A 25446-nucleotide genomic window follows, 5' to 3' on the forward strand; every position below is an offset into this window, starting at 1 on the left:
GGGCATCTAGCTCCCGTTCAAGCTCGGCGCTCAGGGGTCCATTCATCAGGAGTGTCCTACCGGTTCGCATCAACCACCGGCTTTCTGAAGGTACAATACCTGCCTACTTATCCCCGTCATCACATTATCATCATGAATTAATGCCTTCATCATAGAACCATAAAGAGAAGTTGTCAAATCACTTAACCACTACGGTATAAATCTGTTATGATAAGGTTATCCATGTTCTATTCGATTACAGTTACGATAAAGGAGCATATCTCATGAAACAGGTGACCAAAGGGCAGTGGGGCGGTTATGATACTTATATTTTGCACAGCCGTGAACTGGAAGTCACGCTTTTGCCGCGACTAGGAAATAACGTGATTTCATTGTTTGATGTTAAGAAACAACGGGAAATTCTACGGCGGCCTGATGAAAGCGATCAAGCTTTCTTTATGCAAAAACCTTACCATTTTGGCATGCCGCTATTAATTCCACCCGGAAGAATTCGTAAGGGCCAATTTCAGTTCGACGGTACAAGTTATCAATTTGACCAGAATACCGCTAATGACAATCATATTCATGGTCTACACCGAACTCAGGCCTGGTGTGTCAGCGATATTGAAGAAGATGAGGATGGTTGCGCGGTCACTACTGAATTCCGAACGGAAGATGATCCACATTGGATGGAACAATTCCCTATCCCACTTAAATTCGAAATGACATTTAGGCTTCAGGAAGCCCGATTTACCCAAACTTTAAAGGTTACAAATCTCGGAGATCATCGAATTCCTTTTGGGATCGGTTATCACACCTGGTTTATGATTGATGGAGAACCTGAGCGCTGGAATCTTAAACTCCCAGTAAATAGTATTTATGAACTGAACGATGAACTGCTCCCTAGCGGCAATCTAATTCCACTTGGTGATCTGGAAGCCTTGAACACCGGAATGAACATGCAGGGAACTAATTTTGATACTGCTCTTCGCATTGGAGAGAAACAGCCTGTAGAAGCCCTATTATTACGCGATGATGGTTATGGCCTCCGTTATACCGCTGACGAGAATCTATTCCGTCACTGGGTGCTATATACCAAAGGACCAGCAGATCAATTTCTGTGCATTGAACCCTATACATGGCTCGCAAATGCACCGAATGTATCCGATGACGCTTCCTTCACAGGCCTCTTAACGATAGAACCCGGACAGAGTCAGAATCTGACCACCTTGCTGGAAATGATTTATCCTGAGATTTAAAGCAGATATACATTATATCGGTCTTGCCTTGCGATTACGTAAGGAAAGACCGATTTTTTTGTATGATACCTAGCAACAAAGAATTTCTATCCTATCCTCACTTTTATTTCACTAATAATTACCAGCCTTAAAACCTTTCGAAGGGATGCATGAATTAACCTCTTAGCGCTCATACTATCTTCACAACGGGCGAAGGAGGTGACACACATGGGTCAAGCAGGTCAAGGTCGTAGCAGCCGTTCCAATAACCTGGTCGTTCCTCAAGCAACTGCGGCATTGCAACAGTTGAAATATGAAGCAGCACAGGAGCTTGGAGTAACGATCCCAGCTGACGGTTATTACGGGAACTACACTTCTCGCGAAACTGGTTCTCTGGGCGGTTACATCACTAAACGTCTAGTACAACTGGCAGAACAACAACTGTCCGGTCGTCAGTAACAACGTTATCTTAAGTGTTTTATCCGGCTAGGGCATATTAAAAAAGCCTAAAACCGAGTAGCTTTTGAGCCCTCTCACACTTCTTTCTGAAGCTGTGGGAGGGTTTTTGATTTTCACAAATGTTGAAAGTTTATGTAAATAACGCTTAACCAAAAAATTGTTCGGAACTTTCAGCGTAGGCATTACGAGGAGTACGAATCATCAAGTTGGCCATATTGTAATTGGACTCCAGCGTAGCATCTACAATCACCATACCCTTTCTAATGGCAAATTCATAAGAAATCTCACCATGTGTCCAACGACGCTTGTACTTCAGGCTTTCCAGCGCCATTAGTCGAAAAGAAGATTGCTGTCCATCTGTCATCCCTTCTTTCACATCAGTGAACCCCCCACTTCGCCCAGAAAGAGGATTATGCCGTATACCGAATTTGCCAATCATGTTATTTCGTATTTGCACAAATACCGTACCAGAAGATAATCCTGATAATTCTTCCTGAAGCTCCTTAAATACCATGTCCATCTGTCTTGCTAATGATAGCTGTTCTGTCTTAAGCATACTTTTCCTCCTAAAAGTTTTGTGAGACTTTGTTTCATCCGAATTCACTTCGTATAAAACTGTTTTTGTAAGCGTTTACTCTGTTTTGTGAGCTAGCTGAGTGATTTTTCTAGTTTCGCCTTATATAAGGCTTAAGACTCATTATAGGTTACTAATAAAAGGTAAACAACATTATTCGGCAAAATTGGGTTATTATCCCTATATATGCGCGAAATCCATAGAATTATTGTATATTAGTTTTTATAAACCGTGTTTTTTCGACATTTTGCCCTTAAAAAAAGCCCCTGCATCAGGGGCTTTTGCGTATTCATACTGAAATTCCGTTGTTTTTTCTACCGTAAAATATGTCTTAGTTTTGACTTTTTCAAACTAAGTGCTCCGTCATTTCCAAGAACTCATTAATGTCAGCTACAATCAGATCTGTAGCACCTTGCCAGAAGTCCGGCTTCGTCAGATCCACACCCAGATGCTTAAGTACCAGATTCTCTAAAGTCATCACACCAGTATCTTGCAGCAAGCTATCGTATTTATCCGCAAAGGAAGCTCCTTCTTGCAGGGCCAGTCGATACAAGCCTGTGCTGAACATGTAACCTACGGTGTAAGGGAAGTTATAGAACGGCACATCCGTGATATAAAAATGCAGTTTAGAAGCCCAGAAATGAGGATGGTATTCTGAAAGCACCCCACAGAAAGCTTCCTTCTGTGCTTCCACCATCAATTCAGACAGCTCTTCAGCATTTACGAGGCCTTCCTTACGTTTCTCATAAAAACGAGTCTCGAACAAGAATCGAGCGTGAATGTTCATAAAGAAAGCAACGCTGTTCTGAATCTTCGTTTCAAGCAGCGCCAGCTTCTCTTCAGCATTGCTAGCGGCTTTAACCTGAGCGTCAGACACAATGACCTCTGCGAAGGTTGAAGCAGTCTCTGCAACGTTCATAGCGTAGTTCTGATTAAATACAGGTTGATCATCCAGCAAATAAGAATGATAAGCATGCCCCAGCTCATGCGCCAAGGTTGAAACATTGGAGGTTGTGCCGCTATAGGTCATGAATATCCGTGATTCCTTGCTCTCAGGGAAGGATGTACAGAATCCTCCAGGACGTTTCCCCGGACGATCCTCAACCTCGATCCAGTTGTTATCAAAAGCACGCTCTGCAAACTCGGCCATCTTCGGACTAAATTTGCGGAACTGGGTAACGATATCTTTAGCAGCCTGATCATATGGGATTTTACCTGAAGATTTGCCCACAGGTGCTTCGACATCTACCCACGAGAGAGCATCCAGCCCAAGCAGCTTTGCTTTACGCTGAAGATAGCCCACGAGTGCAGGCTTGCTATTCGTAATCACGTCCCACATCGCATTCAAAGTATCTTGTGACATACGATTGATGCTCAGCGGATCTTTCAGAATATCTTCCCAACCTCTTCCTTTATAAAGCTTCAGACGGAAGCCTGCTAAGTGATTCAAGGTATCCGCACAGTTATCTGCTGCTTCGGTCCATGCTTCTTCCCATTTGCGGAACATGGATTGACGTACTTTCGGATCTGGATCATCCAGCTTATTAAAAGCTTGACCTGCGGAGAGTAGCTTGGTTCCTTCTTCATCCTCAAACGGGATTTTAATCGAGCTTACAATCGTATCATAGTGTCCGCTCCATCCATGATATCCGTCAACAGCTAGTTCCAGCGCTAAGCTTTCCAGCTCTGGGCTCATCTTTTCACGGGCCAAATCACGGCTCTCGCTCAGCACGAACGTTAAAGGAGCAATCTCCGGACGAGCCATCCATTCTGCCCATACCTTGTCCGTAGTCTGACGAAGCACATTACTGAATTGTGAACTGATGCCTTCGAATCCAGCACGCATGCTTGTCACTCGGGCCGCCAGTCTTACTGCGCCCTTGTCCATTTGATTCTGAGCGCCCAGACAGTCTGCGAAGGAAGATACCTCCACTAGTCTTCCTGAACAGCTCTGAAGCAGTTCTATAACCTCGTCCAGCGCCTTGGTAGACTCAACATCCGTTGGAGCTACAGCATTCTTCACCAGACCCTGTAAAGCTGCAATATCTTGCTCAAGATTCTTTAAAAAGCTTTCTAACTCAGAAGACGACGATCCTCCAGGAAATATGGAATCAAGTTCCCAAGTCAGTGATAATGGTTGTTTCATCTGTACTCACCATTCCTTTGCTCTCATTTGGTTTTCTTTGTAATTGACTTAACACCATGGTAAAGTGAATAACGATACCGGAACATTCATAGCCGATAAACTTTAGGAGGGCATCCATATGAAGCCACTACAAATTTCACCGGAAACAGCCATTACGTTATCCAAGCAACTAGGCGTTCCACTGGAACACTTGATGCATATGCCCCAACATATTTTGCTACAAAAAATAGCTGAGCTATCCAAAAAGCAGAATTCACCGCAAGCTGAGGATGGAAATGAAGAGTCTCCTTCCGGGAAGGATTCACAATGATTCCCTTTAGTCATACCTGGCCTTATGACATTATTCTAGGCGATATGTATGTGCAGTACTGCCCTTTTTGCAACTCGGAGAATGTCCTTCTTCCTATGAAGCCAAAAGAATTGCAAATCGTTCGTGACGGCAAGAAAAAACTGCTTGTCTTCCCGTGTTGCAGCGCCAGTCCCACAGTTGTAGATAACGACGGAGATTACCTCCTATTCGATCGGGCAGTTCGATAAATAAAAGGTCATCTGAATCCCAATATTAACATTTTTATAAAGCGCAGACGAGAGCATTACTCTCTTCTGCGCTTTTTGTTGTTCGTAAACTTTAAGAACCTGAAGGCAATCCATCGGCATCAACATCTACGGCTTCACCGCGCATTTGTTCTCTTAGCACAACCCACTGCTCTCTGGCAGCCCGAATCATCGCAGCATCCATAATCTTCTGATCATTAATCAGACGGGAGAACCACATTACAGCCACAGAAAACTCTCCGATGCGCCGGTTAAGCTCACCGATCAGATACATGAGCCGGGCATCATTACCGCCTATTCCATCTTTTTCGTACACCTTCACATATTCATCTAATGAATAACGCAAAAAGCGTTGTTCTTGCTCTGTATTCCCTTGATATCGATACAACCAAGCAATGTGATGAAGTAGACTTGCAATAATCCGATCCTTATCGTTAATGCTTTGAGCGCATAGAAGTGCAAGTTTATAGGTCTCAAGCGCAGCTTCCCAGCTTCGTTTATCCCCAAAGTCACGGCTCTTCCAGCGTTTTCCTACCTGTTCATTAAATGCCTTTCGCTGCAACTCCGTCAGCTTGTCCGCTGAATTTTCTGTAGAGGCAAACCCGCAACTCGGGCAGACGCGTACAACATAATAATCCGGATTCTCGTTTTTGTAATATGCACAAAAATCAGCATCGCGGCGAATAGCCTTTTTCAGACTAGGACGTACGCGAGAGGTTGAGAATTCATGTTCACAATTGCAACATTTGACCTTAATAGAATATAGGGGTATTAAGTCTGGCAAGTACTCTCATTCCTTTCAGGATCAACCTGTCCCTTATTATTCCTGGGGCATGTTAACAAAATGATGTGCGGGACCCGCAAGGCGACTAAGCACGAAGGAACGCAGCGGCTCTTCTACACCAGTCTCCACAAGCGCCTCTTTCATGCACTGCAGCCATTCTTCAGCACGTTCTGGAGTAATGGGAATATGCATATGCCTTGCTCTCATCATGGGATGTCCATGTAATTCTGAATACAGTGGGCCACCGCCAAAAAACTGTGTTAGGAATTGATACTGCTTCTCCAGAACAGGAGAAATGTCTTCGGGAAATAACGGACCCAGCTGCGGATGAAGCTGTACTTTGGCGTAGAACACTTCCACCAAACGATGTAATGCCTCAGCTCCCCCTAAGTTCTCATATATACTCTCATTTGGATTCATCGAGGTTACCAGCTTTCTTCCATATTAATGAAACGTTTCTTAATTTATTATACCAAAAAAAAGCACTGCCCGGATATCCGTCGAAAGTGCCCCTAAACGGCAGAAAAAAGACGCTAAACTTTAGTTTAGCGTCTGGAGATTATTGTCAGTAGGTCCGAAATTCCTCATCACCTGCAGGGACGAGAGAGACCCGGATCACATATACAAAAGCACAAACGAGAACTCCGGCTACAACGCTCATCGCCATCACTCCATCCCATTTATTCTTGTAACAGAGGGTGCATTCCTTATTTACATAATATCATAACTCAAGCGAAAAAGCACAGATTTATGTAACCGCTTCCTTTATTTTTTTTGTGCTGTTTGTCCTTCTTTTCGCATACATCTTACCATAGATCAGGAGGCGTTAATTATGACTTTAAAAAAGATTGGCGGCCCACTGCTGGGATTAACATTGGCGGGCTGTATGCTGCTAATGCTGTTTCATCCGGAGGCGTCCCTTGGCGCAGCCTTACGTGGCTTGGCCATTTGGTGGGATGTGTTATTCCCCTCCCTATTTCCATTCTTCGTCATTTCCGAAATCATGCTGGGCTTAGGGATTGTTCATCTCTTTGGCGCTTTGCTTGATCCGTTGATGCGTCCTCTTTTTGGTATACCAGGTAGCGGTGGGTTTGTCGCTGCAATGGGATATGTATCAGGATATCCTGTTGGCGCTAAATTAACCGCTAAGCTGCGGGAACAGAATCTGATTAGCAGAGTGGAAGGGGAAAGATTAGTCGCTTTCACAACCTCATCCGATCCAATCTTTCTGTTGGGTGCAGTGTCCGTCGGATTTTTTCGAGATGCATCATTAGGGCTCATCCTAGCTCTCGCCCACTACGGGAGCGGTTTGATTGTTGGCTTGCTAATGTCGTTCCATGGACGCAAAGAACAGAGATCCCCATCTCAAGACCCATCCACAACTAGTTCTGCCGCCCCCTCTGCTCCATCAAAAAAAGGTTTTGGAAGAATCCATGCAGCACTACTTGCCATGGAGGAAGCTCGGCGCAAAGATGGGCGAAGCTTCGGGGAGCTATTAAGAGGTGCCATCCAGTCCTCACTAAAGCTTATTATTGTCGTAGGTGGTTTGGTTGTATTCTTCAATGTACTAATGGAACTGCTTGCCCGCGCAGGAATTCTATCCTCACTCTTTAGCTTGACCGGACATCTTATTTCCCTTGTGGGTGGTCCCCCCGAACTGGCCCAGGCTCTGATCAGCGGATTCTTCGAAGTTACTATCGGTGCCCGTTCTGCGGGTGAAGCTGCTTCTTCCATCCCGCTTCAGTTCAAGGTTGCCGCAGCTGCTTTCATCCTCTCTTGGGGCGGTTTATCTGTACATGCCCAGGTAGCCAGTATCCTGAATGGCACCGGAATTCGGTATCTGCCATTTATGACTGCACGTCTAATTCACGCCTTCCTCGCATCAGGACTCGTATTGCTGCTCTGGAACCCTGTGATGGACACAGGGCTGTCTACTGCATGGGTATCATTGCCTGCCTCTATTGCCTTTACACCGTCTGCCACGGGGATCACTGCAAGCCTCGCTCTGCTGAGCCTTTTATTAAGTGCTGCGATTTTAGTCTCCCTGCTTCTCCCTGCTTTCACTGCAATGATTCATTGGATACGGCGAAGTTGATTAACATATTGTGTTCCGGGTCAAGATTGATTATGATCGGTGTATGACTGAAATATACAAAAGGAGCCTGTACATCTTGAGATATTATGTTCTGGACCGCGGTGATGAACTATCAATCAAACTTGCCGAGCAGTTTCACAAGCTGGCGGCGGAGCGGGACCTGCAACTGGATGCTGAGTCTCCCGAAATCGTCATCTCTATTGGCGGAGACGGCACAATGCTGCACGCTTTTCATACTTTTATCGATCAAGTTCCCAATTTAGCCTTCGTAGGTGTCCACACAGGGCACTTAGGCTTCTATGCGGACTGGCAAGCGGAAGAGCTGCCCACCTTAATCGACTATATGTGCGGAACCGAGGATTCTGAGCCACAGAAACCCCGAATCGTAAAATATCCGTTACTTGAGCTGGAAATTCACAAGAAATCCGGTTCTTCGTCCCACATAGCCCTAAATGAATTTACCCTTAAAGGGGTGGATGGAACTATAATGATTCAAGTTGACATCAATGATGTCACCTTCGAAATGTTCCGAGGTGATGGTCTATGTATTTCAACTCCCTCTGGTAGCACGGCCTATAACAAAAGCCTTGGGGGAGCCATGGTTCACCCATCTATAGAGGCGCTGCAGATTGCCGAAATCGCCTCCATTAACAACCGTGTATTCCGAACAATGGGATCGCCATTGCTTCTGCCGAAGCATCATCATTGCGATATTCTTTCATGTAAAGATCAGCGTTTACTACTGACGATAGATCATAACAATATCCCGGTAGACGACCTGATTTCAGTACGCTGCCAAGTATCGGACAAGAAAGTCAGTTTCGCTAGGTACCGTCCTTTCCCATTCTGGAACCGTGTCCGTGAAGCCTTTTTGGTTTAAGAATTTATCATTTTTTTGTGGCTGGAGATATCCATATCTCCGGCTCTTTTGTGTGACAAAACTAACACCATTTGATAGACAGAGAGAGAAGTCAAATGGTATAATGAGGCTATTTTACAAAGAGTTACATAAAAGGAGAGAGTACTGTTGAAAAGATTATTATCCCTCTTTAGCATAAGTCTACTGGCCCTTATATTAGCGGTCCCGGCTTTTGCAGCTTCAAAACCGATTGACGTGTATATTAACGGGAGTAAGGTTTCCTTCACCGCTGGATCTCCATACTTAGCGAACAATTCTGTACTCGTACCATTCCGGGTCGTCTTTGAGAAGCTTGGACTTCAAGTTCTCTGGGATGCCAAGACTGGAACCGTAACAGGTAAAAGTTCAAATCTTGCAATTACCCTCAAGATTGGCAGCAACCGCGCAACTGTTAACGGAACCGTTAAAAAATTAACGACCGCACCAGTCTCATCAGCTGGCACTACATACATCCCTTTGCGTTTTATTGCTGAGGCAACAGGAGGCACAGCCGTCTGGAATTCCACCAGTAGAAGTGTACAGATTACTACTCCTGTCTCCAAAGATAAGGACGAAGCAGCCATTAAAGCATTAATCCGTTTATCTAATCAGTATTTCAATGAAGAAAAAGCGACTAGCTACTACTCCCTTATGGATTCGGATTCCTCTTACGCAGAATCAGTGGCAGAGCTCAATGAATCTTTTAAAGCTTTTGACATAAAGAATACTATTGATAGTTTGGAAATCCTCGATATTAAAGCTGACGAAGCCACTGTGTATACGCTTGAAAGTTCTCGCAGAACAGGCGGGGCTTATACTCCAGATACAGAGGATGAATACGTATATACCCTGGTCCGCAAGAATGGAAGCTGGAAGATATCATCCGTGGAATCCCAAAGCTCGACCATTCTCCTTACTCGTGAACAAGCCCTAAAAACAGCAGCCAACATCCCTCAAAATGATGCCGATGCTATTAAAGGAACTATTACCAAGTATTATCAAGCAATGAACGAAGAGAATCCTACAGCAGTTCTTTCCACAATGACTTCCTATGGTGAAGAATATGATTCTTCTCTCAAGGCAGATTTGGATGATTTCTTCACTTCGTACGATATTACCTATACTCCAGGCGTTTCAAATGTCTATTTTTACAGTGCCAAAGAAGCAGCGATATATGTAGAAAGCAAAGACAAGGAAGCTAGTGAAGAGGAGACTTATGAGCAGGGCCTTATCTACATTCTATCCAAGTCGGATACCGGTGTATGGACAATCGATAACACATATAACGTCTACAATAAACTTGTGAAATCCTAATAAAAAGGGTGTTTGATTCCATGAAATCGAAAAAAGTAATAAGCGCACTGTTAACCAGCTGTCTGGCTTTATCTATTACATTTGCTCCTGTAGCCTCTGCTGCAGATGCCGTTCAGGCTTCTACAGACAACAGTGATCTTATTAATGAAGTAATGAAGCTATTAGAGAACTATAACCTTTCAGATGTAGATAAGAATACTTTGATTCGCGGAGCCATTGACGGCATGGTGAACACACTGGACGATCCATACAGCCAATATTTCAATTCGGAGGAAGCGGCGCAATTTGAACATGCGGTTGATCTCGAATACGTTGGCATCGGGGTTAAATTACAATATACGCCGACAGAACTCTACATTGAAGAAATTTCTCCAGGTTCGCCTGCAGAAAAGGCAGGCTTGAAACGTGGAGATACGATTCTCAAAATTAACGGAATCCCCGTTGACGAAACGGATGATACCGAACTCAGTGGAGCCGCAGGCACCAAGGTCACCCTATTCATTCTTAGAAATGGCGTCTCTAAAAATTATGTTGTCACCCGAAATGAATTAAATTCGACTTCCGTTTTTGGAACCCTCATTGGACCGAAGATTGCTTATATTTCGCTCAGTGGTTTCACCCAGAACTCTGATGAAGAATTCGCTGCTATGCTGAAGAAGATGCGTGCAGCAGGAATGAAATCCATGGTGTTAGATTTACGTGATAACTTGGGTGGCTATATGGATTCGGCATACAACATTGCCTCTAGCTTTATGGATAAAGGCATTATGATGTATACCTCTGACCAAAGTGGCGCGTTAACTCCTGTAACGATTACTAGTGGCAGCAAAATCGGTGTACCCGTCGTAATTCTGACCAACGAATATACTGCAAGTGCATCTGAAGCTCTTACGGGGGCACTGCGTGACAACAAGCTGGCAACTGTCGTAGGCACTCGTTCTTACGGCAAAGCGCGTATTCAAAGCCTAATTAAGGTGTCTAATGGCGACATGCTGAAATTAACCACGCAGAAATATCTGACCCCTAAGAAAGAAGACTTTAATCATATCGGTCTTACACCGGATATTGAGGTTAAAGGCAAAACGGCACAGCTGATTACCGCCCTGCAGATTGCTGGAATGAAGACTTTAGAAGTCACCGGAGATCATCACATCTTAAATATCAATGGCGTTCCTTTTGCTGGTAATGTCGGTCTTGTGAAGCAGGGCGATAAAACTTATGCTTCTTCGCTTGTGCTGGCTGCACTTATCGAGGGTGAGGTCACATGGGATGCCAAGAATAAAAAGGTCATCGTAAAGAGCGGAGCAGGCAATTCCACTGGCTTTACGATTTCCTCCAAAGAGGCGCTATCCCAGAATGGTGAGACCTACATTGAATTAAATGCCTTTAAGAAGAAGTTCCCCGCACTCGTGTGGAGTTACAATGCTACACAGAAGCAATTGAAATTATCTGTAAAATAATCCATAACGATATGAAAAGGCAGCAATTCTCTGGTCATAGCCCCGTCAAGTAGACAGTAAAAAAGAAGCCTTCTAAGCGGCGATCTGGTTCCGGTACTCTTCCGGAGACAGGTCGCCGAGTTTTTTTTGGAAACGTTCCTTGTTGTAATAAAGAATGTATTCCCTAACCAAATGTTCAGCATTTTCTAAATTCTTGGGCTTCTCCAAATACAATTTCTCGGTCTTCAGGTGAGAAAAAAATGACTCTATACAAGCATTGTCATAACAGTTCCCCCGGCGAGAGTGGCTACCGACCAAACCCTTGTCCTCTAAAACCTGGGCATACGTCCGAGTCGTGTACTGAAAGCCCTGGTCAGAGTGTAGGAGAGCCTTTGAGTCTTGGAGAGATTTCACAGTATCTATCACAAGCTTTAAGTCATTACGGACAGAGATTCTCCAAGCCACAACCTCGTTATTGTATAGATCCATCACTACAGATAAGTAGACAAATTCGTGGCCTGTACGGATATAGGTAATATCCGTGACTAACTTTTGCTGAAGAGCGTGGGCTGTGAATTCCTGGTTGAGTACGTTTGGAAATAAGACAGAAGGCTTACGTCCGGCAAACGGGCGTTTCTTGCGAATCACCGATTGGATGCCTAGCTCTCTCATCAACCTGCGAACTTTCTTATGGTTTACGGGGAATCCCTCTTTGCGAAGCGCTGTACGCATTCGCTTATAGCCATAGGCAGGACGTAGCCGATGAATGGCTAAGATATGTTCCTTAAGGTTCGCATCCTTCTCTTGGCGTTCTTCCCGCAGGTCAGAGGTCTTTTTCCATTTGTAGTATGCAGCCCGGGACAATTCAGCCAGTTTGCACAGCCAAACAATCGGGTATCGCTTGCTCATTTCTTGAATGGATTGGCACCGGATATTTGTATCCAACTTCCCTCCCCATGTAGATTGGGATTGAGCTTTTTTAAGTATTCGACCTGTGCCTTCAAATACGCAATTTCTTCGTCTTTACTGTCAAAATGTTTCCTTCCACCTTTACCGCGTCGGTCCTCAAAGGACTCCCCACTTTTAAACTTACGTATCCATCTCACCAACTGAGCATCGCTCTTGATGTCGAGTTTTTCTAGAATCTGTGAATAGCTCATATGTTCCTCTAAGTGAAGACGAACCGCCTCTTTCTTCAACTCTTCTGAATACTTCGTAAACGTCTGCCCTTTTTTAGCCATGAAAAATCCCCTCCGGTCGACTGTGTTAAACACATGATACCATGTGCTCTTTTTTCACTGTCAACCATGAGGGGATAATACCACTCCAGAGATGGAGGGTTGCTGCCTTTATTTTTTTACAATATCCATTTCAAAAATGCAAAAAACGCCTTCGGCGTCCCAAAGGACGGTAGTCGTTTATGTGAGAAATAAAAGGATAATGTATAGTGGAAACTTGTAGATTATCCCTATATTTAGAAAAAAGCTGTCTCACTCGTAGAAGTTCTCTACTTATGGTCAGCTTTCATCTTTAAGATTCTGGATTCTCTACGTTTTGTGCATTTTGGTTATTTTGAGGCTTCTGTGTGTTTTGTGTATTTTGGGGCTTTTGGGATTGACCTTGTGGTGGTCTGCTTTGAAATTCCTTTTTGGACTTTTTCCCCTGCGAATCCTTACCCCGGTGATTTCGGCTTTGATGTTCTCTTAAAGGTCTTTCCTTAGCAGAAGTCATCTCTTTAAATGCAGCAGATGAATTCGAAGCTGGCTTAGATGACGTTTCTTTAGAGGAGAACTCTTTATCTATAGCCGCTCCATCATGATCCTCAGCTTCTAACTCCGAATCTTCTTCCTCACTCGGTTCTGGTATTTCTTTGATTAGAATATCCTTGAACATGCCTTCTTGTGGTACCTCTTTTAATTTATGCAACACAAAATATGCGCAGCCAAAATTGCAATATTCATTAATATAATCGACCATGCCAGAAATCGCTGTATCCCGATTCACCTTAGGGTGGTTATCTCGGTAAAAGCCTTTCAAGCGTAGCTGACTGTAACCCCAGTCACCAATAATATAGTCGTATCTTTCCAGCACTTCGCTATATCTTCCGCGAAACGCCTCCGGATTCCAACCATCCTTATGATCTAACATAAGTTCGTAGCCTTTTCCGCCTATAACGATCAAACCTTTTGCCGCCTGCCTTTCTTTGGGGGTCTTTACGTTGATTATGCCGTCATTTCTGAGAAATATTGGGCTTTCGGCCGCTGTTGTCCCCAGATTTCTGGATTATAACCGCTCATCGCGGTGGAAATCCCGGGACAAAGGCGGGCGCTAATGCTCCTACAGCTCCAACATTTCTCTCCATGACTCAAATCAACGGTTTTTATGTGTAACCTAAGGGTTGAGTGTTTCAGATCGCTATCGCTCCTTCAACCCTCTCCTTAACAATACCTGTTTGAGACAATGTCACTATTTCCGAAAAATTAGCTAGAAGAAACCGCGCGCTCCTCACGAGCTTGAGCAGCAGATTTCACCTGCTCATGTGCACGATAAGAGCTGCGAACAAGCGGGGCTGATTCCACATGGCTGAAGCCACGCTTTAGTCCCTCTTCCTTGAGCAGTGCGAATTCCTCCGGTGGATAATATTTCTCCACATTCAAATGCTTTGGAGAAGGCTGTAAGTATTGTCCTAAAGTCAATATATCACAATTTACGGCTCGTAAATCATCCATTGCTTGTAAAATTTCATCCCACTCTTCACCGACTCCAAGCATAATGCTTGATTTGGTAGGAATGTCCGGCTTCATCTCCTTGGCTCTACGCAGTAGCTCCAACGAACGGCGATACTTCGCTTTAGCCCGCACACGGTCTGACATCCGTTCCACCGTCTCAATATTATGGTTAAGAATGTCTGGATTACTGTTCATGACAATCTCTAGACTATTTCGTTCTCCCAGGAAATCTGGAATCAATACTTCAACACTACATAACGGAAGGCGTTTACGAATTGCCGCTACCGTTTCAGCAAAAATCTGGGCGCCACCATCCGCAAGATCATCACGGGCTACACTGGTCACCACGCAATGGCGAAGGTTCATTCCCTCTGCAGCTTCTGCTACACGTTCAGGCTCCTGAAGGTCCAGCTCTGTCGGCAGCCCTGTATTCACAGCGCAGAAACGGCATGCGCGAGTACATATATCACCAAGAATCATAAAGGTAGCCGTTCGATTGGCCCAGCATTCATAAATGTTCGGACATCTAGCTTCTTCACATACGGTATGTAAAGTTTTAGAACGCATCATGCTCTTGATTTCCTGATAGTTATCACCGGTAGTTAGCTTGATTCTAATCCAATCCGGCTTAGGCTGCTTTGCTGTTTTGTTCGTCAAAATAATAAACCCCGCTTCCTCCTGAATGTGATGCTGCAGATGAAAGATGCTGCCTCATATTATACCATGTGCGCTTTACAATTGCCTGTTTTTGTGAAATATGCAGGGCATGCCAACTTCGATTCCGGTAGAGAATTTACTGGTACCTTTAGACAAGAACGGATAAAAAATAGCTTTTTGCTTCAATCTATAATAAAAGCTTTATCCGAAGTGCCTACATTCAATTCTACGCCCGGACAAAAGGAGGCTGTTATCTTGCTGGCCCTATTTAAGAATACTAATAACCGGAGAACGATGTTGTGTCTGTCCGCGGCCGCTATCCTTTGGGGTGGTTTAGGCCTTCCCGTTCCGGCAGCTGCAGTACAGGCTACAGTCCAACCGGTGGAAAGCAGCGGCGATCCCGTTAATGCTAGCAAGGAATCCATATGGACTGCACGTAGAGGGATTTATGATCAAATGAGTGCAGCCACTGGAATCCCTTGGTTTAGATTCGCCGCCATTGATCAATATGAACGCACCATCGCCAAAAAAGGGTCCTCGGACAAGCCCGTCACTAACCGTCTTACAGGAATCATGATTCCAGCACCCGTATGGTCCGGCCCACTCAACCCGGATCAAGAGGATACTTCCCCGGAATCCATCACCTTCTTTAACGGCTTTGGCCGTGATGGCTCAGGAGACGGAATCGCTGATCCTAAGAATGATGCTGATGTTCTATATAGTATGGCTAAACACTTACAGAAATATGGTGATTCAGCTAATGATTTCAGTATCGGTATTTGGGAGTATTATCACAATGGCCGTGCCTCTCAGCGCATAGCTCAGTTCGCCAAGCTCTATGAACATTTTGGGCGGCTTGACCTGTCAGGTAATGCTTTTCCGCTTCCCCTAAGTAATTCCTATTCTTACCGCAGCACTTGGGGAACTGGCAGAAGCTGGGGGGGAGCACGTATCCACGAAGGGACTGACCTCTTTGCACCACAAGGCATGCCGGTACGCAGCACCTGCTTTGGCTTAGTGGAAACTAAAGGCTGGAACCGCTATGGTGGCTGGCGAATTGGAATTCGCGATATCGAAAATCGTTACCATTATTACGCTCACTTATCCGGATACAACAAATCCATTTCACGTGGAGATATTGTCTCACCGGGGGAAATCATTGGCTGGGTAGGCAGCTCAGGCTACGGTAATCCAGGAACACAAGGGAAATTCCCGCCACATCTACATTTTGGTATCTACCGTGACCGTGGGATTACTGAATGGGCTTTTGACCCTTTTCCGTTGTTAAAACAATGGGAAAATCAGGAGTATAGAGACCTAAAGAACAAAAATAAAAAAAGTGCCACACACAAGGAATAACGCCTTCAGCATCCCTAAAGGACGGTTGGCGTTTATGCGAGAAATATAAGGATAATGTATAGCGTGAAGCTTATACTTTCTTATATTTTTATATAGAAACGGCTTCGACATCCTTTTGAGGTGACATCCGTTTCTTAATGAACAATAAGGCCCCTTCTTTTGAAGAGGCCTTATACTATTTTAATACAACATTAAACAGCCAAACGGTTCAATACTCACTGTAAGCTTGTTAGTATTTTTAAAAGTAGCTCCAGACAATAGATCTGTTAACACATTTTTATCCGAACGATATGCACTAAGCTCAAGCTCAAACGCATTCGGAGAATTATTGATAATTAACCCTATTTTCTCTTGACCCACACCCCGGATATAACCGAGGACATTACGGACTTCATCTGTGAACCAAGGACGGAACGTGCCTCTTCTTAGAATATCACAGCTTTTTCTTAAAAAAATCAGTTCTTGATACCACTTCAGCAGCGCTGTATCCTGAGTTTGCTCTTGCCATACCATAGCTTTTCTACAGTGAGGGTCCGTAGCTCCTTCCATTCCAACCTCATCCCCATAATAGATCATCGGAATACCGATATAGGTCATCTGAAAAAAAACTGCCAACCTCATTCGTTGAATTGCGGTACCCACCCGATCCCAGCCACGTCCTCCTTCCTTACATGCTGTAAGAAAGCGAAGCGTATCATGACTGCCAAGCAACTGAAACATAGCTGAATTCGCCTGGTCATTATACAACGCCTCCTGATGGAGTAATTGCTCCATAAAGCGATCTGGCCCCGTTGTCTGCTCTGCAAAAAATTCAAGCACGGCATCCCGAAGAACATAATTCATGCCACCATCAAATTGATCTCCTCTAAGCCAAGGCCCAGAAGCATGCATGATCTCTCCGATGAGTAGGATTTCAGGATATTCAGACTTGAGCTCTTGCCGGAAGCGAGACCAAAAAGCCGGGTTGACCTCGTTCGCTACATCTAAACGCCAGCCGTCGATCTCTGTTTCACGAATCCAATACTTAGCAACATTAATCATATAATCAGCCGTCTCGGGATGATCCATATTCAGCTTTGGCATATGCGCTTCAGCTTTGGCGAATGTCTCATAATTCGGTGCGGGCGTCTGTACAACTGGATAGGAACGAATAAAGAACCAGTCTTTATACAGGGACTGCTCGCCTTTTTCCATTACATCCTTAAAAGCAAAAAATTGATCTCCCGAGTGATTAAACACAGCATCTAGAATGACCTTAATTCCATGACGATGCGCCTCACTGACCAGCGCCTTTAATCCGTCTGTATCCCCAAATGCAGGGTCGATTTTATAGTAGTCAGAGGTGTTATATTTATGCTCTGAAGGAGACTCAAATACAGGCGTCATGTAAATAGTATTTACACCAAGTTGCTGCAGATAGGGTATTTTGTCCGAAATGCCCTTTAGAGTTCCACCATTATAGCTATTAGGATAAATTTGATAGGTCACCGCATCCTTACTCCATGAAGGTAACTTCAAAGCCTCAGAACGGTGAAGGTATGCATATTGAAAAGAGCCTGCACGCTCCCGATTCTCCGACGCCCCCCTCTCTCCATACCAAACATACTGCCCTGCTGCATTCGCTATATGAAATAGATATCTGCATCTTCTAGTGCTAGTGTGAATTATTGCTTCATGAATATCATAAATACCAGCCGACCCAATCCGCTCCATCTGCAAAGGAACTTCTTGTCCCGGAGAATCATAACGATCCGAGTGGATTACGGTACAGGATAATTGCTGTCCAGCTTGCGTAAATAATCTGAGCTTAAGGGTCCCTGTACCTACAGGGTAGGCAAATGGATCTTCACTTGTATGATATATAAACCATGATTGAGGCATAACTTATAAACTCCTTCTATACTTTTATCGTTCTATCTATCGGTTCATTCATCATTAGAGAGACTGCTAAATTTGTGTTATTATGGTTACAAATACCGTTTTCAAGTTATGAGGGACGACGATGAAAGTAACAATCTCTGATATTGCCAAAGCAGCCAATGTGGCCAAATCGACTGTATCTAAAGTACTAAATGATTCCCCGAAAATATCACAGGAAACGAAACACAAGGTACGAGAGATTATGAAGCAAATGAACTACACACCTAGCAGTATCGCTACTGGATTAGCCAGACAAAGCAGCTATAATATTGGCCTACTGGTCGATATGTCTAAAGAAAGTGAGTTTCTAAACCAATTTTTTTACAACATTATTGGTGGAATCGAGAGCGTAATTGCACCTTTAAAATACGAGCTGACCATTTCCAACGTGCAACATAGCAGTCCAGAAGGCCATTTTCTAAATAGGCTTGTGTTTAGTAAACGTGTCGACGGAATTATTGCCAACAATTCTGTACTGACAGAAGCACTATCTGAAGAACTGAATCGACTGGAGTTTCCTTACATCTCCATTGGAGAGATTATAGCCCCCGGAAGCTGGGTTGATTTTGATAATGAAGCAGGCGGCAGCATGCTGACGGAGCATCTCGTAGAACAGGGTTATTCAAAAATAGCCTTCATAGGCGGACAGCAGCAGGAAAAAATTTATACCCATCGCCTAGGTGGATACTTAAGAGCGTTACAGCAGACAGACCTTACCGTTCACCAGAAATGGATCATCAACTGCAAGGCTGATGAACATGACAGCTATCATGCTGCGCTTGAGCTTCTGCAGCGTGAGGAACGGCCAGACTCTGTAGTGTGTATGAACAGCTATGTAGCCTTTGGGGTGCTTCAAGCCGCAAAAGCACTCGGAATTGATGTTCCATCAGAACTCGGCATCGCCGCTTTCGATGAATATCCGCTCTCCCGTTATACAACACCTCCTTTAACTTCCCTTAATATTGATACGTTCAAGCTGGGTGTATCTTCAGGCCAGCTGCTGATGGAGCGCATTCGGAGCAATGATATGCCCCACAAGCATTCGCTACTAGAGCCAGAACTAATCCCTCGTGAATCAACGATGAGAATCAAATTCTCTGGAGGTACTTCGTAATTATTCTGCTTAGAGAGAATGAATCGATGGATTGAACTCGTTCGAGACCGAATCACCGGAACTTAATGCAATTCAATTGAATTTAATGGGACTTGAATACGGTTGATTGCATTTGATGCAATAGAATTCGTTGTAAAACGGATCAGATTCAATTCTATTGCACTATGTGCAGTCAACTCTCAGTAAATCATCTAAAAACAGCGATCCACCTGAATTCTATTGCACATAGTGCAGTAGATTCATTCTTCCAGTTCTAATAGAGAGATTCTATTGCACTATTTGCAATGAAAGAGCTTCATCTGCTTACTAAGGAGCGGCTCCCGTGAGGGGCCGCTCCTTAGCTTGTGAAAGGTATTATGATTCAGCTGACTAGCAACTTATAGATCTTTCCAACGCTGCACGGTTAGATTCACTGTTTGTGCGCCGCCTGCAGGAGTAAGCGCTCGATTGGAAATGTCCGAGCCGTTCGAGTTCACCTCCACATTAGTCCAAGCGCCCCGCGTAAACTTATATTGCACCGCTGTTCCTGCTGGCAAGCTCAGCGTGATGGAGTATACCCCATCACTACCTTTGGTCAGTTGATAAGCTGGATCCGCCGCATTCCAGCTGTTGAAGGTACCGGTGAGATACACAGGTCCGCTCGCCGGAGTAGACGCTGGAACATTTACACGGAACGTCACACTGTCTGCTTGAGGTTCCCCTGCGCTGATACTTCCGTTCACCAGACTCCAGGTTCCAGCAGCAAAATGATAATTACTGCTGCCATTGTTATCCCATGTACCACTGCCATTATTAAAGGCTGCGGTCAGTCCCGCTGCAGTGCCTAGCTGAATTGTGATCGACTTGTATCCTGGGAAAGAAGAAGCTTGAAGCTGTTCACCAGGTGCCGTCGTCCAGACTGTCGCTCCATCTAGCTTGTAATGAATGTACGAGCTGCTATATGCCGTATTCTTATAATAGATCGTTGCGGTGTTACCAGTCGGTGTTGCCGTTGGCGTTGGAGTGACTGTCGGTGTCGGCGTTGGTGTCACTGTTGGTGTTGGTGTTACCGTTGGTGTTGGTGTTGGTGTTACCGTTGGTGTCGGTGTTGGTGTTGGTGTTGGTGTCGGTGTTACCGTTGGTGTTGGCGTTGGTGTTGGTGTCGGCGTTACTGGTCCACCCGACGTGATACTTCCAGTCGGCGTATAAGTCCATGTTCCTGTACCGAATAGATAGTTGCTGCCCCCGTTACTGTCCCATGTGCCACTGCCGTTGTTAAAGCATGCTTCAAGCTGGCTGGCGGAGCCGATATTAATCGTTATTTTGTTGTATCCGGCTACATCAGATACAGGTATAGCCACACCCGGAGATGTCGTCCATGTACCTCCTACTGGGCGATAATGAATATAAGGCGAGGTATAACCTTGCTTATAGTAAATCGTGACACTGTTCCCTGCCGGTGTTGTAATAGACGCAATCGCACTAAGAAGAGATAGATTGCCTGCGGCATCAAATGCTTTTACCGTGTAGTTATAGGTAGTGCTAGCGGATAAACCATTATCCGTATAGGAAGTAGTTGCCGTTGTGCCTACCTTGACACCGTTACGATAAACTTCATATCCAGTTACGCCCACATTATCGGTAGAAGCTGTCCAGCTGATCAAAGCGCTAGATGCATTCTGAACCGTTGCGGTTACGTTGGTTGGAGTAGTTGGAGGAACTGTTTCTGATGGTTGTTGTTGTTTCGCATAGATTTTGGCTGAATTCGCACCTACAGTTACAGTAATTTGCTTTCCAGTTACTCCGCCTGATTGTACAGTCACTGTATCTGCAGTATTCAATTGGTTATATAAAACTGTACCTACGGTTAATGAGCTCTCAGCGCGCAATGGAATAGTTACTGTTTGCGAACCGTTTGATTGATTACTGAATACGGAGATTGCTTCTTGGCCTTGATTCGTTCCAGTGTCGATGCGGCGTGAGAAGGCATATAAGTTCTGTGCAGCCCACATTTCACGTTGTGTACCTGTACGTAGTGCTGGGTTATTTTTACGAATCTCATTAAGTTTGGCTACGTGCTTGTAGGTGCTGGCATTTTCATTAAAATAGTTCTCAATCACGTTTCCGCTTGCATCCCGTTTCACCATAGACCAGCGGTTCCAAGTATCAGCAATACCACCCGTCATAATCTGACTGTTGCCATTGCCTTTGTTCTGCTCTGTTCCTTGGAAGACAACCGGTGTTCCACGAACTGTAAAAATAAAGGTTAAAGCGTTCTGCAGCTTATCAACGCTTCCACCGGCTTCCGTTAGAAAGCGATTGCGGTCATGATTGTCGATAAAGGTTACCATGTGATTGGCATTCCCGTTGTAGTAGGAATCCTGTGCCAAGGTGCTTTTGATATTGGACTCAAAAGACTGTCCATAAGCAAAGCTGTTAAGCACGGAGAAGAACATTGGGAAATCGAGCATGCCCCATTCCTTGTTGTTTCCGACCCAACGTGAGACAAATTCGGCATTTCCGTCGAAATTCTCGCCAAAGGTATTAACGCCCAGATAATTTTGTAGTTCACCAATATCTGTTGGCTTCATCAGCTTGGCAGCATCCACACGCGCACCGTCAGCGCCCGTATAATCAAACCAGCCTTTGATTGAATCGAATATCGCCTGCTTAGCCGCAGGAACATCGAAATCAATGTCATCTAACCCGCCCAAATCATGATTCTCTAAGTAATCCTGTGCCCACTGATCATATCTCCCATCCGCTAGAGACCAGTTAATATCTCCATTATGGTGGTACCATGCTGGATTATTGAACGGAGCCACTGGCTGCAATGATGGAATATCATAATAGGCTTGGGTACCAAGCATATAATCGCCTACGTGGTTTGGCACAACGTCAATTACCACTTTGATGCCAAGCGCATGTGCAGAATCCACAAGCTCCTTCAGCTTCTCCTTAGTACCGAAGTACGGATTGGCAGCGTTAGGGTTCTTAACGTTGTATCCGTGATAGGCTGTATTTTTACCGGTACCGTTGTTTTCCCGATTAGTCATCTGTGGCTCAGCCACTGGGGAAATCCAGATCGCGGTATAACCCATATTTTTAATATATGATAGCTTGTCGATAATCCCCTGCCAGTCTCCGCCTTTCATATAACGGAAATCTTCCTCAGAGTTTTCTCCATAGCGAATTGCCGCACCAGTAGCATTGTTGGATGTGTCTCCATCATTAAATCGGTCAACCATAATCTGATAAATCGTGTCATTCTCATTAATTGTGCCGATGCTGGCCGCTTCAGCCTTTTGCGGTGTTAAGACAAACAAGTTAATCACGGTAGAAAGAAGAATAGATGTAATTAGAACGGGTACATACCATAACCTACGTTTCATTGCGTGCATCTCCCTTTCTTATTAAAGCGTATTCATAACACTCTAAAACCTACAACCTTGATTAAAACCAAGCCCGCCCAGTGATGTCTCTAATGTTTTTAACGTCTTTAACACAAAAAACAAATAATTTTAGGGAAACCGGTTTCCCAACTAAAAATTACCATGATTGTGAATACGTTGTCAAGCTATAAAAATTTAAACTTCACAAGAAAAAGAGCCTCCTTAATCGGGGCTCTTTAGGATTAATTATTCAACTTTTATGCTCAGCTTCCCACACTTTGTATAAAATGTAGTACTTCATTCATGATTCGGTCTTTATCTTCACAATGGCAAACCATATGACCACTGTTATCCACCATCAGTACCTGTTTTTGAGTGGTAGGAATTGTATGCTGCAAATAGTCTGCGCTTCTAGTCTTCACCAGATGATCTCGTTTTCCCTGTACAATTAGAGTTGGAGTCTCAATATGCGGATAGATTGAAAAACTCTCTCGGACCAGTCGTTGAAACTCTCTCGTCGCCTTTGGGGGCGTTGAAGTGAATTTATTAATATACGTTTTTAGCATGGAAAAGCTCGCAAGAGTCTTAAGGATCTCCACGGGATTGAGTGGAAATACGGGAGTGGACAATAAAGTAAGAGATTTGATCCAGGGTTTATACCGTACAGAAAGATGAGAAGCAATAAGCGCACCGGTTGAAAATCCGATCAGATGAACACCCTCATCCGTCTTTAGCAGCTCTGTCAATTCATCTTCAGCACTCTGCTGCCAATCATGTCGATCTGAATGCAGAAGATCATTCCTGCTCCCTCCATGCCCTTTCAGGGTAAATGTTCTGGAACGGTAATTATGCTGCTCCATAAACTGGGACAAGGGAGAGATTTCATGCTCACCTCCGGTAAAGCCATGAATAAATAAACAACTTTCCATAATTGTCCCTCTTTTCACATTCCAATCTGACTTACAGTTTTATTGTATAATGCCAATCCCCTTAATTTTCTATACATTCCATACATTTATGTAAAACCTTAACCTAGTGATGTCAAGGTTCAGCTCTGTCAAAGGCTCAAAGCAAGAACTCTATTGTTCCCACCAAAGAAGACCCAGCACTGAGGTAATCGTTAAACCTACAGCGGAGCTGGATGAGGTTACGTTAGCACAAATAGCAGTCCCCGGTGGAACAATGATGCTACCAGTAAAGTTCTGTGTAAACGCCCCCGGTGCCAATTGATAATTGAAAAGCGTCGTCCCCCCGCTAATAGCTGCCGTGGAAGACTGAACGGTCATGGCACTCGTGGCTACGCTGCCCAAATTATTATTCGTTGGCGTCAAGGTTGTAGGGGAAGTTACCGTTCCTCCTTTTACAATTGTAAAGCTTCCCGACATTGCCGATAGCAGAGAAGAACCGCCGATACTGCCGCTTATACGTGAGATATAAACAGTTTTCCCACTGCCGACAGCATTACTAATCCGAATAGAGGTGATTGCGGAAATAAGACTAAGCACGACCAAGCTTGAAGCGGAGGCGTTGGTAGAATACAAGACGGCAGCCTGCGAAGCGCTTATTTCAGGCGGTGCGCTAATGTCTGGAGATTGGAAGGTATTCACCATATCCACAAAAAGAGGTTGATCGTTGTCATTAAATACAAATTGATTCGGCATAATTATCCCCTCCTGTTCTAATATTCCCACCAGCTGATAGATGTCGTCGCTGCTGAAGACCCCGATGCAATCGTTATGGATGTAGTGATGGAATTTCCGGGAGGAACAACAATTTGTCCTGTAAAATCAACAATGACCGGACCGACCGCGAGCAATAGAGATACTAGCGTGGCCGGACTTCCAGTAGGCGCAGCAGCTGAGGTTCTAGCAGTCATAACACTAGTTAACGCACTGCCAAAATTATAATTAATCGGCGTGACGGTAGTTCCGGTGACCGTAGCGTTCCGAAGTAGTGATAAAGTAACAGCCGCCGTCGCTGAGCTAGCAGTAACACGTGATACATACAATGTGCGTCCGCTTCCTCCCGGATTACTAATCTGAATAACTAACGGCGCCGCCGTTGTTACTGTAGAAGTAAATGGGATTCCAAACAATAACCTTGCTTTAGCTGCTCCACCCTCAGGAGCTGAATCTATACCAGGTGCGACATACGTGTTGACTTGTTCTGTAAAAAGCGGCTGGCTGCTCTGATTGAATACTGAGTCGTTCGGCATGAGATATCCTCCCCGTACTTAAGCTTACTCTCATTTTATGCCGCTCTCTGTAACAGGTTGTGGGAATGTGCGTTTTTTTGCTTTTCCAGCCCAATCACCCCCTATTTCCCACCATATATTAATATCACACCATTCGAATGGCTAAGGATTGTCCCTATCGGTTTGCGGCTTATTGGGCTGCGTTTTTTAGGCTCAAGGCTCAAACGACGGTTTGGGCCTTTTTATGGATAGAGTTCCAGGATACCCGTTGGAGGTGAAATGAAGTCCATAACAGCCCGGAGCTTAAAAAGTGCAGCAAAATAAAATAGAAAAAGACGGAACTAAAACGATGATCTCTTATGCAGTTAAGAATCAGGGAGATCACCCTGCTAGTGTCCGTCTGAAGAACCGCCCGAATCGTTTTAATTGTTTTATAGATTTAGAAGAGACTATGGCTTCAAAATAATTGAGAGCGCTAGTGCTGAATCGATTCTTAAAGTAATAACTCGAATCTCCGCCTCCACGCTAAATTCAAAGGGTATTGGCAAGCAATATTGTGTATACGTCCAAGCCCAGTCTTTAGGTATAACTTAATCATTTACAAGGAAGGGACGAGGAACT

General features: G+C 44.5%; 22 protein-coding genes, 1 pseudogene and 1 other annotated feature (1 of these 24 only partly in view). Of the genes and pseudogenes, 11 read left to right on the forward strand and 12 right to left on the reverse strand.

The features are described from left to right. Window positions 1-129 (reverse strand) — a binding site (T-box leader); it reaches 111 nt to the left of the window's first position. A gap of 134 nt (window positions 130-263) precedes the next feature. Next, on the forward strand, window positions 264-1238 hold the full coding sequence (locus NSU15_RS25675; protein ID WP_076119513.1) for an aldose 1-epimerase: 975 nt from the start codon (window positions 264-266) through the stop codon (window positions 1236-1238). A 207-nt stretch (window positions 1239-1445) separates the two neighbouring features. Further along, window positions 1446-1676, forward strand: a complete 231-nt coding sequence (locus NSU15_RS25680; protein ID WP_042130917.1) for an alpha/beta-type small acid-soluble spore protein — start codon at window positions 1446-1448, stop codon at window positions 1674-1676. A gap of 145 nt (window positions 1677-1821) precedes the next feature. Here NSU15_RS25680 and NSU15_RS25685 read toward each other — a convergent pair whose 3' ends face one another. Then, on the reverse strand, window positions 1822-2232 hold the full coding sequence (locus NSU15_RS25685; RefSeq protein ID WP_339288031.1) for an O-methyltransferase: 411 nt from the start codon (window positions 2230-2232) through the stop codon (window positions 1822-1824). Between the two features lie 364 nt (window positions 2233-2596). Beyond that, window positions 2597-4396 carry a M3 family oligoendopeptidase gene (locus NSU15_RS25690; protein ID WP_339288032.1) on the reverse strand — a complete coding sequence of 600 codons (1800 nt, stop codon included), beginning with the start codon at window positions 4394-4396 and terminating at the stop codon, window positions 2597-2599. A 118-nt stretch (window positions 4397-4514) separates the two neighbouring features. On the opposite strand from NSU15_RS25690, the gene NSU15_RS25695 reads away from it, so the two are divergent. Next, entirely contained in the window at window positions 4515-4706 is a 192-nt protein-coding gene (locus NSU15_RS25695; protein ID WP_042130920.1) for a YycC family protein, read from the forward strand. After that, window positions 4703-4933, forward strand: coding sequence for a hypothetical protein (locus NSU15_RS25700; protein WP_042130921.1), 231 nt, complete (start codon window positions 4703-4705; stop codon window positions 4931-4933). Before NSU15_RS25695 ends, NSU15_RS25700 begins: the two co-directional genes overlap by 4 nt. Window positions 4934-5024: 91 nt before the next feature. Here the strand turns inward: NSU15_RS25700 and NSU15_RS25705 are convergent, their stop codons facing one another. Together NSU15_RS25705 and NSU15_RS25710 are read right to left on the reverse strand one after the other, a co-directional pair. Then, entirely contained in the window at window positions 5025-5735 is a 711-nt protein-coding gene (locus NSU15_RS25705; RefSeq protein ID WP_339288034.1) for a DUF2225 domain-containing protein, read from the reverse strand. A gap of 36 nt (window positions 5736-5771) precedes the next feature. Then, window positions 5772-6155, reverse strand: a complete 384-nt coding sequence (locus NSU15_RS25710; RefSeq protein ID WP_042130923.1) for a globin — start codon at window positions 6153-6155, stop codon at window positions 5772-5774. Between the two features lie 412 nt (window positions 6156-6567). Here NSU15_RS25710 and ylbJ point away from each other — a divergent pair, with 412 nt between their 5' ends. The 4 genes from ylbJ (at window position 6568) to NSU15_RS25730 (ending at window position 11502) form a co-directional block, all read left to right on the forward strand. Next, on the forward strand, window positions 6568-7830 hold the full coding sequence (gene ylbJ / locus NSU15_RS25715; protein WP_339288036.1) for a sporulation integral membrane protein YlbJ: 1263 nt from the start codon (window positions 6568-6570) through the stop codon (window positions 7828-7830). A gap of 76 nt (window positions 7831-7906) precedes the next feature. Then, on the forward strand, window positions 7907-8710 hold the full coding sequence (locus tag NSU15_RS25720; RefSeq protein WP_042130925.1) for an NAD kinase: 804 nt from the start codon (window positions 7907-7909) through the stop codon (window positions 8708-8710). A 147-nt stretch (window positions 8711-8857) separates the two neighbouring features. After that, window positions 8858-10042, forward strand: coding sequence for a copper amine oxidase N-terminal domain-containing protein (locus NSU15_RS25725; protein ID WP_076119519.1), 1185 nt, complete (start codon window positions 8858-8860; stop codon window positions 10040-10042). Between the two features lie 20 nt (window positions 10043-10062). Continuing rightward, window positions 10063-11502, forward strand: a complete 1440-nt coding sequence (locus NSU15_RS25730; RefSeq protein ID WP_076119520.1) for a S41 family peptidase — start codon at window positions 10063-10065, stop codon at window positions 11500-11502. Between the two features lie 72 nt (window positions 11503-11574). On the opposite strand, the pseudogene NSU15_RS25735 reads toward NSU15_RS25730, so the two are convergent. From NSU15_RS25735 to lipA, 3 genes and pseudogenes are all read right to left on the reverse strand, one after another. Next, a pseudogene (locus tag NSU15_RS25735) lies at window positions 11575-12722 on the reverse strand (IS3 family transposase). A 289-nt stretch (window positions 12723-13011) separates the two neighbouring features. Next, complete coding sequence (locus tag NSU15_RS25740) at window positions 13012-13662, reverse strand: YutD family protein (protein WP_081390044.1); 651 nt, start codon at window positions 13660-13662, stop codon at window positions 13012-13014. Window positions 13663-13961: 299 nt separating this feature from the next. Further along, window positions 13962-14867, reverse strand: a complete 906-nt coding sequence (gene lipA, locus NSU15_RS25745; RefSeq protein WP_076121202.1) for a lipoyl synthase — start codon at window positions 14865-14867, stop codon at window positions 13962-13964. A gap of 66 nt (window positions 14868-14933) precedes the next feature. Between lipA and NSU15_RS25750 the strand changes: the two genes are divergently transcribed. Further along, window positions 14934-16226 (forward strand): M23 family metallopeptidase, encoded by a 1293-nt coding sequence (locus NSU15_RS25750; protein WP_249923647.1) that lies wholly within the window; start codon window positions 14934-14936, stop codon window positions 16224-16226. A 180-nt stretch (window positions 16227-16406) separates the two neighbouring features. Here the strand turns inward: NSU15_RS25750 and NSU15_RS25755 are convergent, their stop codons facing one another. Beyond that, window positions 16407-18107, reverse strand: coding sequence for an alpha-glycosidase (locus tag NSU15_RS25755; RefSeq protein ID WP_339288037.1), 1701 nt, complete (start codon window positions 18105-18107; stop codon window positions 16407-16409). 121 nt (window positions 18108-18228) lie between these two features. On the opposite strand from NSU15_RS25755, the gene NSU15_RS25760 reads away from it, so the two are divergent. Beyond that, the gene (locus NSU15_RS25760) at window positions 18229-19260 is read left to right on the forward strand and encodes a LacI family DNA-binding transcriptional regulator (protein WP_042130929.1); all 1032 of its coding nucleotides are present in this window, start codon (window positions 18229-18231) and stop codon (window positions 19258-19260) included. A gap of 377 nt (window positions 19261-19637) precedes the next feature. Here NSU15_RS25760 and NSU15_RS25765 read toward each other — a convergent pair whose 3' ends face one another. From NSU15_RS25765 to NSU15_RS25780, 4 genes are all read right to left on the reverse strand, one after another. Continuing rightward, entirely contained in the window at window positions 19638-22631 is a 2994-nt protein-coding gene (locus NSU15_RS25765; RefSeq protein WP_339288038.1) for an alpha-amylase family glycosyl hydrolase, read from the reverse strand. Window positions 22632-22894: 263 nt separating this feature from the next. Continuing rightward, window positions 22895-23560, reverse strand: a complete 666-nt coding sequence (locus NSU15_RS25770; RefSeq protein ID WP_042130931.1) for an alpha/beta fold hydrolase — start codon at window positions 23558-23560, stop codon at window positions 22895-22897. Between the two features lie 150 nt (window positions 23561-23710). Further along, window positions 23711-24292, reverse strand: a complete 582-nt coding sequence (locus NSU15_RS25775) for a hypothetical protein (RefSeq protein ID WP_042130932.1) — start codon at window positions 24290-24292, stop codon at window positions 23711-23713. 17 nt (window positions 24293-24309) lie between these two features. Next, the gene (locus NSU15_RS25780) at window positions 24310-24846 is read right to left on the reverse strand and encodes a hypothetical protein (protein WP_339288039.1); all 537 of its coding nucleotides are present in this window, start codon (window positions 24844-24846) and stop codon (window positions 24310-24312) included. 289 nt (window positions 24847-25135) lie between these two features. On the opposite strand from NSU15_RS25780, the gene NSU15_RS25785 reads away from it, so the two are divergent. Beyond that, on the forward strand, window positions 25136-25291 hold the full coding sequence (locus tag NSU15_RS25785) for a hypothetical protein (protein ID WP_339288041.1): 156 nt from the start codon (window positions 25136-25138) through the stop codon (window positions 25289-25291). Window positions 25292-25446: the final 155 nt, after the last annotated feature.

Origin of the sequence: Paenibacillus sp. FSL E2-0201 (assembly GCF_037963325.1) — a bacterium.
In the GTDB taxonomy this organism is placed as follows: domain Bacteria; phylum Bacillota; class Bacilli; order Paenibacillales; family Paenibacillaceae; genus Paenibacillus_AQ.